This window comes from Solemya pervernicosa gill symbiont (assembly GCF_002020875.1).
GTDB lineage: Bacteria > Pseudomonadota > Gammaproteobacteria.
In genome coordinates, this window is the sequence record NZ_MPRL01000069.1 from 1 (window position 1) to 15,442 (window position 15,442).

Annotated in this window: 11 protein-coding genes and 1 pseudogene; 5 read left to right on the forward strand and 7 right to left on the reverse strand. The window is 54.9% G+C overall.

Annotation, left to right across the window (positions count from 1 at the left end; all coding sequences use genetic code 11):
• Positions 1–532, reverse strand: a 532-nt coding sequence (locus BOW52_RS13805; RefSeq protein WP_135622436.1) for a methyltransferase, incomplete at its 3' end; no start/stop codon positions are given.
• 397 nt (positions 533–929) lie between these two features.
• The gene (locus tag BOW52_RS13810; RefSeq protein ID WP_078484663.1) at positions 930–1,850 is read right to left on the reverse strand and encodes a class I SAM-dependent methyltransferase; all 921 of its coding nucleotides are present in this window, start codon (positions 1,848–1,850) and stop codon (positions 930–932) included.
• 122 nt (positions 1,851–1,972) lie between these two features.
• On the opposite strand from BOW52_RS13810, the gene BOW52_RS13815 reads away from it, so the two are divergent.
• Entirely contained in the window at positions 1,973–3,082 is a 1,110-nt protein-coding gene (locus BOW52_RS13815; RefSeq protein WP_236725756.1) for a PQQ-dependent sugar dehydrogenase, read from the forward strand.
• A 99-nt stretch (positions 3,083–3,181) separates the two neighbouring features.
• Here BOW52_RS13815 and BOW52_RS13820 read toward each other — a convergent pair whose 3' ends face one another.
• The 5 genes and pseudogenes from BOW52_RS13820 to pap form a co-directional block, all read right to left on the reverse strand.
• Entirely contained in the window at positions 3,182–5,245 is a 2,064-nt protein-coding gene (locus BOW52_RS13820; RefSeq protein WP_078484665.1) for a tetratricopeptide repeat protein, read from the reverse strand.
• A 57-nt stretch (positions 5,246–5,302) separates the two neighbouring features.
• A complete protein-coding gene (locus BOW52_RS13825) occupies positions 5,303–6,655 on the reverse strand; it encodes a Fic family protein (protein WP_078484666.1) in 1,353 nt (450 codons plus the stop codon).
• Positions 6,656–6,914: 259 nt separating this feature from the next.
• A pseudogene (locus BOW52_RS13835) lies at positions 6,915–8,215 on the reverse strand (diguanylate cyclase).
• A 186-nt stretch (positions 8,216–8,401) separates the two neighbouring features.
• The gene (gene thiC / locus BOW52_RS13840; RefSeq protein WP_078484669.1) at positions 8,402–10,258 is read right to left on the reverse strand and encodes a phosphomethylpyrimidine synthase ThiC; all 1,857 of its coding nucleotides are present in this window, start codon (positions 10,256–10,258) and stop codon (positions 8,402–8,404) included.
• Between the two features lie 402 nt (positions 10,259–10,660).
• Positions 10,661–12,166, reverse strand: a complete 1,506-nt coding sequence (pap, locus tag BOW52_RS13845; RefSeq protein ID WP_078484670.1) for a polyphosphate:AMP phosphotransferase — start codon at positions 12,164–12,166, stop codon at positions 10,661–10,663.
• 199 nt (positions 12,167–12,365) lie between these two features.
• Here pap and BOW52_RS13850 point away from each other — a divergent pair, with 199 nt between their 5' ends.
• From BOW52_RS13850 to BOW52_RS13865, 4 genes are read left to right on the forward strand one after another with little or no spacing between them, the layout of a single operon-like run.
• The gene (locus BOW52_RS13850; RefSeq protein WP_078484671.1) at positions 12,366–13,028 is read left to right on the forward strand and encodes a protein-L-isoaspartate O-methyltransferase family protein; all 663 of its coding nucleotides are present in this window, start codon (positions 12,366–12,368) and stop codon (positions 13,026–13,028) included.
• A 6-nt stretch (positions 13,029–13,034) separates the two neighbouring features.
• On the forward strand, positions 13,035–13,355 hold the full coding sequence (locus tag BOW52_RS13855) for a rhodanese-like domain-containing protein (RefSeq protein ID WP_078484672.1): 321 nt from the start codon (positions 13,035–13,037) through the stop codon (positions 13,353–13,355).
• Between the two features lie 22 nt (positions 13,356–13,377).
• Positions 13,378–14,688 carry a TolC family outer membrane protein gene (locus tag BOW52_RS13860; protein ID WP_135622439.1) on the forward strand — a complete coding sequence of 437 codons (1,311 nt, stop codon included), beginning with the start codon at positions 13,378–13,380 and terminating at the stop codon, positions 14,686–14,688.
• Positions 14,689–14,714: 26 nt separating this feature from the next.
• On the forward strand, positions 14,715–15,245 hold the full coding sequence (locus BOW52_RS13865) for a hemerythrin domain-containing protein (RefSeq protein ID WP_078484673.1): 531 nt from the start codon (positions 14,715–14,717) through the stop codon (positions 15,243–15,245).
• The last annotated feature ends 197 nt before the right edge of the window (positions 15,246–15,442 follow it).

Below are 15,442 nucleotides of genomic sequence, written 5' to 3' on the forward strand. Positions count from 1 at the left end.
CGGTCGGGGCGCCGTAGGCATAAACGGTCGCGTGAAGTTTTTGCTGTTTGCTTGGGCTTGGATGCCCAAAACAAACTCTCGCAAAAATAGCGACTCCCCGGCGATCGCGCTGATTGATGTCGCGCCCGGGTGCGGTCAATGTTTCTGTCACCGCCAGGCGCAGATCGTCACGACACAGTCCAAGCTGTGAAACCGTGGTGAAGGGGGTGTATTCATCTTCAGCGCCGAGGTGGTAACAGCAGGGGGCAAGATCGACGGCGGGCAGTGCCTCATTAACGACCTTGCGCAGTAGACCGCGATGCAGCTCGCCACAGGCGTGCAGGGCTACCGCGTGTTGATCGGTGAGTGGTGGCATCGAGGCGGATAACACATCGACCGGATAGAAGCGCTGCGAGAGCCTTGCCCGCTCTGCCAACATCTCTCCTTCACGACAGAGTGTCTCATCACGCTCATAGGTGGCGACACTGCTCTGCCAGTGGTCGGCCAGTGGTCGGCCAGTAGACGACCCAGATGTCCCTTGCCTCCACACCATTCGGCCACCGGGGAGGGGGTCGTAGTGATTGATGCGGTAAAGGTAGTGATCTGATCAAGCTTGCGGCCGGGGATTCCCCAGTCGAGGTGTTTGCGCAGTCTCAGCTTCTCAGTGCTGTAGTGCGGTAGCGCGAGTAGTGTTTCGAAGTGGGCGAACGCAGGAATGTAGGACGTTAGCCAGTGCCATAACAGAGCGTCACTCTGTTGAAGCCGCTCAAGTTCACTATCAGCAAGTGCCAGTAATGCATCACGTAGCGCGGGGTGCTGCTCACACCAGGCCGGACGGGCCTGTTTGAAGGGCTGCGGTCGCCATAGATTTCGCAGCGTAAGGAGCGTCTGCTCAATGGCATGAAATCTGTCGGCTGTCTGTTGCGGCTCGATGCTTGCGGCGTGATTGTTCACGCTGGTTCATCTGGTGTAGGTAGATACTCAAACAGCAGCACCTTGAGACCCTTACCCGCTTCGGCCTCCTTGAAGACCTCGGGGTTAGCGAGTCGATGCATGAAGCGGCAGCTGGGACACTCCTCGGCGACGGTGTCGAGCAGGAACTGGTCGGAGAGGTCGGGCGAGTTGAGGCAGAGCATCAGCAGGCTGCCGGGTGAGATGAACTCCGGAATGCGTCGGATGATCTTTTTATAGTCACGTTCGATGTTGACGCTACCCTTTTGCAGACTGGGTGGATCACAGATCAGCAGATCGAAAGGGCCGCGCTTTTTGATACGCGAGAACGACTTGAAGATATCGATTCCCTCAAACTTCACTCGTGTCAGGTCTTGCTTGTTGAGGCGGTGATTGTCGCGTCCGCGGCTTAGCGCCGCTTTGCTTACATCGATGTTCAATACGCTTTTGGCACCACCGGCCAGCGCTGCCACCGAGAAGGCGCAGGTGTAGGCGAAGAGGTTGAGGACGTTTTTCCCCTGCGCATGTTTACGCACCCACTCTCGACCGTTACGCATATCGAGAAACAGCCCACTGTTCTGTGTACTCCCCAGACGTAGCTGGTAGTTGAGGCCATCTTCGTTAGCGACCAGATCAAGCACCTCGTTACCCCATAACAGCTCATAAGGCGCTTTGGGTCTACAGCGGTACTGCACCTGTACCGATTCACAACCCGGCAGCTTTGCGCTTAGTGCCTCGGCGAGCTGTAGCAGATTGGTATGCGGCTCCTCGCGATAGAGGGTGATCAGCACAGCCGGTGGCAGCCAGTCGACGTTGATATGCCCATAACCGGGGTAGGCGTGGCCACGGCCGTGGAAAAGACGCTGTGCTTGAAGGTCATTCAGGATCAGGGAAGAAAAATCGATAAATTCAATTAACATTACGGGTAGGTCGCAGAGTATTTCGATGCTGCGCGGCTCATGGTTGTTGGAGCGCTATTGTAGGACGCGCCGATAACATCTGCACCCACATAGTGGTATTGGCAAACAGGGAGAGAGGAGTGGTGAAAAACGGGTTCGCAATAATCGGAGGGCTGCTGCTGTTGGTGATTGGCTTGCAAGCTGTCGCCGCTACGGACGAAAAGATCGAAGTGGTTACTGTAGCGAGCGGGCTTGAGCACCCCTGGGGAATGGCCTTTCTGCCCGATGGGAGAGTTCTGATTACCGAACGTCCCGGTCGGCTGCGCATTATTGAGGGCGGAAGACTTATACCCAAAGCCGTTACCGGTTTGCCACAGATTGCAGCGGTGGGGCAGGGTGGGCTGCTCGATGTTGCCATTCATCCGAACTATCTGGAAAACGGTTGGATCTATCTCTCCTTCAGCGCGGAGGGCAAAGGTGGGCTAGGTACTGAGGTGGTGCGCGGTCGTCTCCGTGGTATGCAGCTGGTCGATGTTGAGACGATCTTTAAGGTGGAGAAGAAGAGCAGTGGCGGTCGTCACTTCGGTTCACGCCTGCTCTTTGATCGCAAAGGCTATCTCTATATCACCTCCGGCGAACGGGGTGACCGACCGAGGGCGCAGGATCTGGATGATCATGCGGGTTCCGTTATCCGTCTGTACGACGATGGCCGTACTCCTGTCGACAACCCCTATGTGAATCGTCCCGGTACCAAGCCGGAGATCTACAGCTACGGCCACCGCAATCCACAGGGTATGACGCTCCACCCTGAGACCGGTGAAGTCTGGACCCATGAGCATGGTCCACAGGGCGGTGATGAGATCAATATTATCGAACCGGGCAGGAACTACGGCTGGCCGGTGATTACCTACGGCGTTAACTACGGCTGGGGTACCAAGATCGGTGAAGGCACACAAAAGGTGGGCATGGAGCAGCCGCTCTACTACTGGGATCCCTCCATCGCCCCCTCAGGCATGAGCTTCTACAGCGGCGACCAATTCCCCCAGTGGCGCGGCAACCTCTTTGTCGGTGCGCTGAAGTACCAGCTGCTGGTTCGATTGGAATTGGACGGTGACCGGGTAATTAAGGAGCATCGGCTATTAAAAGAAAAGCTTGGAAGAATTAGAGATGTGCGAGAGGGGCATGACGGTTACCTCTACCTGCTCACCGATGAGGGCAATGGCAGACTGGTCAGATTAGAACCCTCGCAATGATTGAGTCCGTAGGGTGGACATGATCTATATGCCCACTCAGTAGAAACACACATGGCTCAATTCACGTGGGCACAAAATCGTGCCCACATTACGAGGCGTTTAGCTATCCCAGGGTGTATCGGGTGAAACAGATTCAAGTGCGTGCCAGAGTTCATTGTTCTCGAGATCCGGTAGCGTGGAATCGTCGAGGATGGCAGTACCGAGTTGGCGGTAGAAATTTAAGGTCTCTTCATCAATACGATCAGAAATGGCATTGAAGACTGGTTCGAAATCCCACGACCCACGTTGGTAGTTGGAGGCCAATACTCCTTTTAGGCGTTTTAGAAAAGGTGTGGCATCACCGTGATCAATCAAAGACAATAGTGCGAGGTATAGTAGCCCTTCGGCTAATCCTTGAGAGGGGTGTTGCTCTTTTTTGCATATGTTTTTAGCGTATTTATCGGCCTCTGATAGCCTTCCTCTTTCAATTAAAAATTCTGAAAAATTCACGTTTCCATTAATGTGGTTTGGGTCAAGCTCAAGTGAACGTCGGTATAATCTTTCTGCTTCGTGATAGTTTTTTCGAACACGATGCAAAAAAGATGCAAAATTGATCGTGTTATTTGTGTGGCTTGGATCGATGCTTATAGCGCGACGATAGAGGTGTTCCGCTTCGTCGAAGTTACTTCGGATTGTTTCCATGAATAATGCGAAATTACCGATGTTTTTAACTCCGGTTGGGTCGAGTTTTAGTGCTCTTTGGTAGAGCCTCTCAGACTCGTTGTAATCCTTTCGGGCATCGTGCATTAATGCCGCCAGAATAGCGGTATTGTTAGCATGTTTTGGATCTGGTTCTAGTGCGAGGCGGATGAGGCGTTCTGCTTCATCACTATCCCCGCGAATTCTTTTCATAAACAGCGCAATGTTTCCAGCGTGTGTGGCATCGTTAGGTGCGAGCTCTGTTGCACGACGGAAGAGTTGTTCTGCCTCTTCGTAATTATTGTACGTCTCGATTAGAAGCTGAGCGAAATTACAGGCTAGTTCGTCGCTGTTGGGTAGTTTGGCTAGTGCCTGTCGATAGAGATGTTCTTTTGTCTCAAGATCGTTGGCCTCATTGATTTTGAGTTGCCAGCCCCACCAATCTGTTTCTTCGCCAATGGCAGAATTAATGGCTTCTTTCAGATCGGCGACATCTTCGTCGGTATTTTGGTTGTCCTCATTGATCCGCTTCTGGATCGCTTCGAATTGATCGCGGTAGCGCTTCACGCGCTCTTCGTACTGTTTCTCGAGATCGGAATCGAGCCGTTTGTAGTAAAAACGGTTGCCGAGCTCCATCATAAGTTCATCGAAACCCAGAATTGGAACCAGCTTTCCCTGCTGTTTGTTGATGACTCTCAGAATGCGCTCGTCAGTGGGAGGGCTGTCTTTGCGGAAACACCAGTAGATGCCACCAGGTATCGACCCCTCATCCATTTTGTCGAGCATGTCCATTAGACTGCCGTCGTTACCGCCATAGCCGATAACTATCGGGGTGTAGTGCTCGAATAGCTTTTTCAGTGCCTGTTCCCAACCCTCTTTTAGCTCATCTACATCACTCCCATTGATGGGGCCGAGAAATAGGTCACGGTGGATCTTGGCCACTATAGGACGGCGCAGGCGGGTGCGAACAAAACTGGTGAGTGATTCGTGGCCGGCGACCAGCGGATGCTTTTGCGTGTAGGTGGCCAAGGCATCGGCCACCAGGTTGTCGAAATTAGTTGTGATTACGACCTTGTGACGAGTGTCGGCGAGGATTTTTGAGAGCACTGAGTAACCGAGGCTAGGTTCACGTCCTTCCATGCACTCTTCCAGATAGGCGTGCCCTTCGTCGTAATCCCCCCTGAAGCGCCGTTCGAAGACCATGGGGTAGAAGCTGGCTGCTTTGGTGTAGTCGAACCCCTCGATTCCGGTGCTATCAGCCGTAGCCCACTCATTTAGTGGTTGTTCGATGTTATGCGATAGTCGCTGCTTGAGCTCAGTTAGCCACCTTTCGACCAGAACGCTACCGGAGTCGATGCCCGAAGGTACCGATGCACCTGCGCCGAGAATGAAGGCAAATGCGCGGTCCTCCATGCGTTGGTCGATGTCACGAATCTGATCGAGAAAACCCCTGCTGGTCCAAAATTCCGGTGTGTCGTTACTCATTCCCTGTTTCCTTGTAATCCGGTTTTTACTTTTCTGTGATGCTGTCCGATCTACTACCTACTGGTCAAGCGAATCTAGCCGCTTCTTAATATCTTCAGGAACGGTAAAAGAGAACGATTTTCCCGACTTCCCCTTTATCAGAAGTGCAAGTTCTACCAGATCTAACAGGTCTGATCTGGCTGTCTGGTAGACCACATTGTGCGAGCTTCGGTGGCTCTCGATTGTGAAGAGTGAGTTCGGTTTTTTCAGCGCACGGTTCAATAGCGCTACCTGTCTGTGGTTCAAAATGTTGCGTAGAGATGGAGAGCGCTTTAGAACGGCTTCGACGGTATGAATCTCTTTCGACTTTCTCTCTAGATAGCTATAGAGGTCTCGGATGGCTGCTGTGATCACATTCAACTGATGTGTAATGAAGTAGGTAACGTCGTTGTTATCCGTTTCGGTATGGAGGTATGCACGACTGTATTTTGCAGGTGCGGTCTTCAATATTCTCGATATTGAGATGAACTCGATGAGCCAGTAACCCTGATTCAGCATGCACCAATAGAAGAGAGCTCTCGCCGTTCGGCCGTTGCCATCCTCGAAGGGGTGATCGTAGGCAAGCATGAAGTGCAGAATAATTGCCTTGATCACGGGGTGAAAAAATGGATCTGATGAATCCTCGTTGGCAAAGGTACACAGTCTATCCAGTCGGTCATTAAGCTCAGCTGCTTTTGGCGGTATGTGTAGTGTTGTGGCATCGCGTTCATCGCCGACGTAGATGTCATCGCTCTCCCGTAAACGGCCAACCGCGGCCGGATTCTCCATCGTGTCGATTGTTAGTAATCTGTGCAGCTCAAATATCATCTGTGGTGTCAGCTCTTCATCTTTATTCTCACTGACAAACTGCATGGCATGAAAATTATTGATAATCATCTTTTCAGATTTACCTAACGGCTTCCTCTTTTGGCGAATCATCTCCTTTGCCACTTTTCTGGTCGTAGATGCACCTTCCAGTTGGCTTGAGGTGATCGCCTCCTCAATCAGTGAGTTAACAAGATAGGTGTCTTTAGTTTGTGGATTAGTGACCGCCTCTGGGCTCTGTATAACACCACTGGCATCACGGGTGATCTGGTGGAGCAATCGCTGGACGATATCCGGTTGGGTAAACACAAAGGAGGTACCGTAGACATCGGTGTGGGGGATTGGACGGTAGAGGGCAAGCCGTGCTGACTTTATGCCGTACCACCACTCCTCGTGGCTGAGGTTGCCGGGTGGTTTCAGATGACGCAGCTTGTCCCAGTGGTAGTAGTTTCCTTTGGGGGCAGGGCCGATGTTCAGAGCAGTAATTGCCATCACGCGACTGGCACCCTTTTGTACGATATCGGCAATCAGGTCATTAAATGGCGGTGGGCTGACAGGCATCTTCATTGCGCCACTCCTACTAATAATGGGCTTGTTAGTAGGTTTTTATCAGAAGCGCCAGGTGTTTTCTACTAATTTAGTGATTATTAGTAGAAATTTATAAAATGGAATCGTGCCGGATGTTCGGTGTGTTGAGTTCAAATACTAATTTACTGGATGTTAGTAGTTAATTAGTAATAAGGATTGGGGTAATGGTTGGTTTTCTAACCCATTGAAAAAACGAGTTAGTTGGTGGTTGGGCTGCTGGTGTTGATTGGCACCCAAACTAATCGCCGCTGATAGCCTCGACCCGGTCTCTACCATTTGCCTTTGCCAGATAGAGCGCCTTGTCGACGCGGGCCATCATCTGCTCAAGTGGCTCACCCGAAATACGCTCCGTTACGCCGATGCTCACGGTTAATGTCTCGCCCGCCGTAAAAGGGCTGCTCGATAGCGTTTCGCGTAGTTTCTCGGCCAGTGCCGTGGCGCCGGTCAGGTCGGTCTGTGGTGCGGCAATGACAAACTCTTCACCGCCCCATCGGGCGCAGATATCTGAAGGTCGGGTGGCACGCTTAAAATTGCTGCCGCATGTTTGAGTGCGGCATCGCCTGCCTGGTGGCCGAGTGTGTCGTTGAGCTGTTTGAAGTGATCCAGATCGAGCATCAGCAGCGTCAGTGGTGAATCGTAACGTTCAGACTCTGCGAGTTCCCTCTCAATATCTTCATTGAAGCGTAGCCGGTTATGCAGTCCGGTGAGTGGGTCTGTCACCGAGAGGCGATTTAACTCTATGTTGGCGGTGATTAGCTGCTGCTGTTTATGATCGATGGTGCGGAAAAAATAGACGATCAGCAGGTAGATAGCAGCCAGGGTGCCGAGTGTGATGCCAGATAACCCATAGAAGATCTGGTTCGATTCGGCGAACTGCTGCTCAAGTGGTACACGTATTGAGATCATGGCCCGAATATCGCCGATCTCTTCATAAAATCCGGCCTTGTCGCCATACATCTCGACCAGTTCAGCCGGTGCAATAGCCGGGTCACTGTGGCAGCGCATACACGACTTTTTGTTGGGGTTGATCGGGATCGCGTAGTAGAGGTGTGGCTGTCCCTCAAAATCCCGGATCTGTTTGAACTCCTCAATCTCATCACGGTTCATCTTCTTGAGCAGCTCGAGCTCCTCAGTATCGGCCGTATTGATCGGGTTTCTCGGATTGTAGGCCGCCAGCTTGAAATAGATCTTGGGGCGATCAACCTTGGCGCGTTCTTGGTTAAGGAGCTCTTTGACGCCACGTGCAGCAAAGGTGAAGGAGAGTATCTTGGGCGAGAAGTACTCGCGATAGAGCTTGCCCTCATCCTTGAGTCGGTAGATCTCGGGCTTCTGAATATCCTCGATGTAGCTATGCATTGCGCGGTGCGTCAGAAGTTCACTCTCGATCAGCTTCTCTGCTTCAGCAATGGCGTAGTCGTGTGTGGCGTTGTAGTAGATGGCGACCAGTGCGCTATAGGCGACCAGAAAGACCAGGAATAGCTGGATCAGGATATTGCGACTACGTGATGTCAGGGATGCACTCCAAATGCGTCCAGGCATCCGTGCGGAGAGTTTGAACCTGTGTCTGATTATAACGAGCTATATAAGAAAGGGCTAATTGTCGATGGCGTGTAAAGTTGGGTAAATGGCTGGGTGTGAGCGGACCGGGTGAGAAGATGGTTTGGTTGAGGCCTACGAGGCCATGGGTTGGGCAAATGAAGTATGCCCGCCCCATGACTGCGTGGCCTAAATCTCTTTGTAAATTTCTGCTCCTGCCTCGACAAACTTAACCGACATCTCATTCATGCCTTTCTCGGCGTACTCTCGCACCTCCTGTGAGATCTTCATCGAGCAGAATTTCGGACCACACATGGAGCAGAAGTGGGCGACTTTGTGCGCCTCCTTGGGCATCGTCTCATCGTGGAAGGCCATCGCCTTCTCCGGATCGAGGGCCAGCGCAAACTGGTCGTGCCAGCGGAACTCAAAGCGTGCCTTCGACATGGCGTTGTCCTGCACCTGCGCACCGGGGAAGCCCTTGGCGAGATCGGCAGCGTGGGCGGAGACCTTGTAGGTGATGATGCCTTCGCGCACATCCTCTTTATTCGGCAGACCGAGGTGCTCCTTGGGAGTGACGTAACAGAGCATGGCGGTGCCGTACCAACCGATCTGCGCCGCACCGATGCCGGAGCTGAAGTGGTCGTAGCCGGGGGAGATATCGGTAACCAGTGGGCCGAGGGTGTAGAAGGGCGCCTCGTGACAGGCCTCCAGCTCCTTGTCCATGTTCTCTTTGATCTTCTGCATCGGCACGTGGCCGGGGCCTTCGATGATCACCTGGCAGTCGTGCTCCCAGGCGATCTTGGTCAGCTCACCGAGGGTCTCCAGTTCACCAAACTGCGCCTCGTCGTTGGCATCGGCGAGACAACCGGGGCGCAGACCATCACCGAGAGAGAAGGCGACATCGTAGGCCTTCATGATCTCGCAAATCTCCTCGAAGTGGGTGTAGAGGAAGCTCTCTTCGTGGTGTGCCAGACACCACTTGGCCATGATCGAGCCACCGCGTGAAACGATACCGGTGACACGCTGTGCGGTCATCGGCACGTAACGCAGCAATACACCGGCGTGGATGGTGAAGTAGTCAACGCCCTGCTCGGCCTGTTCGATCAGCGTATCGCGGAAGATCTCCCAGGTGAGGTCTTCGGCCACACCGTTGACCTTCTCCAGTGCCTGGTAGATCGGTACGGTGCCGATGGGTACGGGTGAGTTGCGCAGGATCCACTCGCGGGTCTCGTGGATGTTCTTGCCGGTGGAGAGATCCATCAGCGTGTCGCCACCCCAGCGGCATGACCAGACCAGCTTCTCCACCTCCTCTTCAATCGAAGAGGTGACTGCCGAGTTACCGATATTGGTATTGATCTTCACCCGGAAATTACGGCCGATGATCATCGGCTCCAGCTCTGGGTGGTTGATGTTTGACGGGATGATGGCACGACCCGAGGCAACTTCAGCGCGGACAAACTCAGGGGTAATCACGTCGGGAATGCTGGCGCCCATGTCATCACCGGCATGCTGGCGCAGCAGCTTTTCATAGGCAGGGTCGGCCTTCATCTCCTGCAGCTTGTTGTTCTCGCGGATGGCGACGTACTCCATCTCGGGGGTGATGATGCCCTTGCGTGCGTAGTGCATCTGCGAGACGTTCTGCCCCGCCTTTGCACGACGTGGATTGCGAATATGTTCAAAGCGCAGGCTCGCCAGCTCTGCATCGCCCTGACGTTCGGCGCCATACTCCGAGGTGGGGCCGTCGAGTAGTTCGGTATCGTCACGCTCATTGACCCACTGTTCACGCAGTGCAGGTAGACCAGCCATCAGGTCGATGCTGGCAGTCGGGTCGGTATAAGGCCCTGAGGTGTCGTAGACAAAGATCGGTGGATTGGTCTCCGGGGCACCGGAGGTCATGGCGTCATCCTGACTGATCTCGCGCATAGGAACTCGAATGTCGGGGCGTGAGCCCTCGACGTAGATCTTCTTCGATTTCGGAAACGGCTTGGTGACGTCTGCGGAGAGCTGTGCGGTCTTCTGCAGGAATTCGCCTGGAATGGCGCTCATAAATATCTACTCCAAGTGCGGGAAGATGAGCGCATCTGCGGTCAGCTTCCCTACGCCGGTGTTAACCGGGTCAGGTTCGAAGGGTTTGTCTCAGCCCTTGAGTCTCTCTTTTGATTCAATTCGCTGTTGCATCGTTTTTGTACTGATCGAAAACGACGCGCATTGCCTTGAAAAAAGTAGACGGCTCAATTGGTTTGTGGGCACCCCTAGCTGTGTGTATCTATTGGTGGGGAGGGCTCTAGCCATCCATGGCGACACGGTGGTGTCTTGATGAGACCCAGCCTCCGCCAGAATTAACTGGTTCAGGTTCTAAGAGTATCTTCGTCAGTCTGGGCGAGTCCCAGATACCCCTAGCTCCGTTTAGGCGTGAAAGTATAGATAAATAGTCGGCCTTTCACAAAGTCAGTCATCCTTCTCATCATCGTCCAGCGCCGCTTCGAGTCGTTCGCAGAGGGTCTTCATTATCTCGATACGCGCGAAGCGTTTGTCATTGCCCGGTATCAGGCTCCAGGGGGCGTACTCGGTGCTGGTACGGACTACCATCTCATTGACGGCCGATTGATAGGCCTCCCACTGTTCGCGGTTGCGCCAATCCTCATCGGTGATCTTGTGCTCCTTGTAGGGGATCTCTTCGCGTGCCTTGAAACGCTGCAACTGCTCCTCGGGGCTGATGTGGAGCCAGAACTTGAGCATGATCGTGCCGTGCTCGGCGAGCTGCTGCTCGAACTCATTGATCTCCAGATAGGAGCGTTTCCATGCCGCCTCGGTGGCAAATCCCTCGACCCGCTCGACCAACACACGTCCGTACCAGGAGCGGTCGAAGACGGTAAAGCGACCTGGGCCAGGGGTATGGCGCCAGAAGCGCCATAGATAATGGTGGGCACGCTCCTCGTCGGTGGGAGCGGCAATCGGGATTACGCGATGCAGGCGCGCATCGATGGCGGCCATCAGGCGCCGAATCGCACCGCCCTTGCCAGCGGCATCCCACCCCTCGAAGACCATTACCACCGCACGATCCTGGTTGAAGGCGCGCCAGGAGAGGGTGTTGAGGCGGGTCTGGTACTCCTTGAGCTGCTTTTTATAGTCGGAGGGCTCTAGTTTCTGGCCCAGATCGACGTGGTCTAGCGCCGTGACGCGGGCCGAGGGGACGGTCGGCAGGCGGGGTGAGTGGGGGATCGTGGTTGGTTGATCGATATGTTCTGAGGCCAGCTTGCCTTCAATCGCCTCGACAATGGTGCGCGCCACGGTCAGGTCACGGTAGCGACGATCGGTTGATTCAATCATGTACCAGGGGGAGGCGCCGCTATCGGTCTGGCGAACCAGGCGCTCAGAGACGCGCACAAAATTATCGTACGCCTTTGAACGCTTGGTGGTCTGTGGCGCCATGCGCCAGCGGCTGTGTGGATCCTTGCTCAGTTTCTTCAGGCGCGCCTTCTGCTCACCCTTGGGCAGGTGGAACCAGAATTTAAGAATCAGCATGTTGTCGTGGATCAACATCCTTTCCAGGTCGTTGATCTGGGTCGCCTCTGAGTCGAGGTAGTCCTCGTCACGGCGTTTGCCGAGCAGATCGATAATCGGCTGGTTGTACCAGGCGCCGAACAGAATGCCGATACCACCGCGCGGTGGCATGGCGCGCCAGAAGCGCCAGTAGCGAGGGTGTTGCCGCTCCTCCTCCTGCTCATCCCAGAAGGCGTGGGTCTGCAGGCCGCGAGTGTCGAGCCACTCGTTGAGCATGTTGACGACCTCACCCTTGCCCGCCCCCTCGACGCCGGAGACGATTATCATCACCGAGACGTTAGATTCGCGCAGCTTACGCTGTGCCGCCAACAGCTGAGTGCGTACCTCAGGCTCGAGTTTGTTGAAGTCATCCTTTGAAACCTTGCGTCCCAGTTCTGCTGCTTCGAACATGACTGCTACCCCTCAAATTATGATTCTTCTATGGCTCCACTCTGCTACTCAGGCCGTTATAAGGTCAAGTTGTTGACTCATTAGATAAATATAGTCTGATTATGGTCACGAAATGACTCTTCAGATAGCTTGCGACAGCCCGGCAAACGGCTTACCCTTTTGCGCTCAGAATTATTGCATATCGGTGTGGGAGAGAAGCATGAGCGAGAATCAGTTCCAGCAGGCCCGTTTTAATATGATCGAACAGCAGGTTCGGCCATGGGATGTGCTCGATCAGCGTGTGCTCAATGTGATGAGCGACACTCCTCGCGAGGACTACGTTCCGCAGCAGCATCGCAATCTGGCATTTGCCGATATCGAGATCCCGCTGGCCCACGGTGAGCGCATGATGCCGCCACGGGTCGAGGGGCGCATGCTGCAGGCGCTCAATGTTCAGCCCGATGATGTGGCGCTGGAGATCGGTACCGGCAGCGGCTTTGTCACCGCAATGCTCTCAACACTCTGCAAGGCGGTCTACACCGTTGAGATCCACGCCGACATGCTCGAGGCGGCACGTGTAACCCTCGAGGCGAGCGGTGTACGCAACGTCTCCTACGCCGTGGGTGACGCCTCGCAGGGGTGGCCAGAGAAGGGACCCTACGATGTGATCGCCATCAGCGGTTCGATGCCTGAACTGCCCGACTCCTTTAAGCAGAGCCTCACGGTTGGTGGGCGTCTGTTTGCCATTGTCGGTGAGGCGCCCGCGATGCAGGCACAGCTGATCATCCGTACCGGCGAGAAAGATTGGACGACTGAAGTGCTGTTCGAGACCGATCTCCAGGCGCTGCAGAATACCGACAAGCGGGCCGATTTCGTCTTCTAACGCCCCGTGCGCAACCTTACCCCCGCCGAGCTCAACAGTTACCTTGAGCAGGCAGAAGAGCCACCGCTGCTACTCGATGTACGAGAGCCGTGGGAGTTTGAGACCTGTGCGATTGAAGGTTCGATGCTGGTGCCGATGCGCCGCATCCCCACCGCCAGTGAAGCGCTCGATCCCAACCGGGAGATCGTGGTGGTCTGTCACCACGGAATCCGCAGTCGCCAGGTCGCGAGTTACCTTGAAAGTGTCGGTTTCGACCGCATGATAAATCTTTCCGGTGGCGTGGCCGCCTGGGCCCGCGACGTTGACCCTGAAATGCCCACATACTGATAGTAGATATCTAGGACGAGTAATGATGAACAGTTTTGCAAAGAAGTTGGCATTGACGCTGCTCTTTACCCCGTTGGCCGCCTCTGCCGAGAACCTGATGGAGGTCTACCATCAGGCGCAGCAGAGCGATCCAACCTTCAAGGCGGCCGAGGCCACCTACCGCGCCGCGCAGGAGGCGAAGCCGCAGAGCCAGGCGCTACTGCTGCCGAATATCTCCTTCAGTGTCGATGCGGGCGCTAACCGAGTTAATCAGTATGAGCCGAGCAGCGGTGAGGCGAGTTACGGCAGCGTCGGTTATGGGCTGAGTCTCAGTCAGCCGATCTATCACAGTGACTACAACGCGCAGCTGCGTCAGGCCGACGCCACTGTGTTGCAGGCCGAGGCAACGCTCGCCGCTGAGCAGCAGGCACTGCTGCTACGTGTTGCCGAGAGCTACTTTGGTGTACTTGCGGCACACGACGCACTGAAGTTTGCTCGCGCTGAGAAGGGGGCAATCGCCCGCCAGCTCGAGCAGGCGAAAAAACGTTTTGAGGTCGGTCTGATCGCGATCACCGATGTGCATGAGGCGCAGGCCGCCTTCGATCTGGCCGTCTCGCAGGAGATCGATGCACAAAACGGATTGACCAATAGCTACGAGGCGCTCAGTGAGGTCACAGGCGTGAGCACGCAGAACCTGAGTCTGCTCGGTGAGCAGATGCAACTACTCAACCCCTCGCCAGAGGATATCGAGGCGTGGGCCGAGGCGGCGCTGAAAGATAACCTGACCCTGAAGGCAGTTCGTCACGGACTTGAGACGGCGCGCGAGGAGGTCACCCGTCAGCGCGCTGGCCACGCACCGACCCTCGACCTGGTCGGTAGCCACAGCTACAGCAAGGCCGATGGCGGCATTACCAGTGAGTCGGAGCGCAACACCACCTCACTGATGCTGCAGCTTAACGTACCGATCTACTCCGGCGGCGCGGTCAACTCGCGCACCCGTGAGGCAGAAGAGAACTACACCGCCGCCAAGCAGAACGTGGAGGCTCAGCGTCGTTCAGTACTGCGCCAGACCCGTGATGCCTATCGCGGCGTCGATTCGAGCATCAGTAAGGTGAATGCGCTCAAGCAGGCACTGGTCTCGACCGGCAGCGCGCTGGAGGCGACCGAGGCCGGCTTTGAGGTCGGCACCCGTACCATCGTCGATGTGCTCAACGCACAGAGCGAACAGCACCGCGCACGTAACAACTACGCCAATGCGCGCTACGACTACATCCTCAATACCCTGCGTCTGAAACAGGCCGCAGGCCGCCTCGAGCCAAACGATCTGGAACAGATCAACGCCTGGCTCAACTAGCCGAACAATTAAGAAGTAGATAAAAGATGAGTGAACTCTTCCCCGAGCAGGCCCCCGATTTTACCGATCCACTGGGGCTGCTACGCGCCTGCCACGAGCGTGTGCTCGCCTCCTGCACACTGCTTGAGGCGGTCAACCAGCAGCTGCAGTCCGATGCCCTCGATGACGACGGGGTGAAGGCGGCGACCCAGGTGCAGCGTTACTTCTCCACTGCCGCCAAACTGCACCACCAGGATGAGGAGCAGGATCTCTTCCCGCTCTTGGTACGCACCTCGCTGAAAATCGCGCAGATCATCCATGACCTGAAACAGGACCATCAGAAGATCGATGGGTTCTGGGCGGAGCTTGAGCCGCAGCTGAAGCGTCCACGTTCCATTGAAGATAAGCAGGCCTTCGCCGAAGTGGTTGAGCAGTTTGTCAGTCTCAACCGGGCGCACGTGGCGCGTGAGAATGAGGAGTTGCTGGCGGTGGCGGAGCATCTGATTAGTGATAAGGAACAGAAGCGTCTTGGAGCTGCAATGGCGAAGAGGCGTGGGGTTACTATTTATCTGAAGTAGGTTTTTGTGTCGCTGGCGCGACGCTCATTTTTGAAAGCGGGCACCCACGCCCGCGCGGTGGGTTCATTTCTTTATAACGCGATAAAGAAACGAACCAAAGAAATCGCGCGGTACGGGTTATATACATAGGTAACAGATCAGTCCAGGTACATAGGTAACACTTTTCCTATGCTGAAGGCATCCACGAAAAGGAGATG

Bases quoted from the DNA above. Each gene is read 5' to 3' on its own strand.
- BOW52_RS13810 (WP_078484663.1), bottom strand. From the start codon at position 1,850: ATGTTAATTGAATTTATCGATTTTTCTTCCCTGATCCTGAATGACCTT.
- BOW52_RS13820 (WP_078484665.1), bottom strand. From the start codon at position 5,245: ATGAGTAACGACACACCGGAATTTTGGACCAGCAGGGGTTTTCTCGAT.
- BOW52_RS13825 (WP_078484666.1), bottom strand. From the start codon at position 6,655: ATGAAGATGCCTGTCAGCCCACCGCCATTTAATGACCTGATTGCCGAT.
- thiC (WP_078484669.1), bottom strand. From the start codon at position 10,258: ATGAGCGCCATTCCAGGCGAATTCCTGCAGAAGACCGCACAGCTCTCC.
- pap (WP_078484670.1), bottom strand. From the start codon at position 12,166: ATGTTCGAAGCAGCAGAACTGGGACGCAAGGTTTCAAAGGATGACTTC.
- BOW52_RS13850 (WP_078484671.1), top strand. From the start codon at position 12,366: ATGAGCGAGAATCAGTTCCAGCAGGCCCGTTTTAATATGATCGAACAG.
- BOW52_RS13860 (WP_135622439.1), top strand. From the start codon at position 13,378: ATGATGAACAGTTTTGCAAAGAAGTTGGCATTGACGCTGCTCTTTACC.
- BOW52_RS13865 (WP_078484673.1), top strand. From the start codon at position 14,715: ATGAGTGAACTCTTCCCCGAGCAGGCCCCCGATTTTACCGATCCACTG.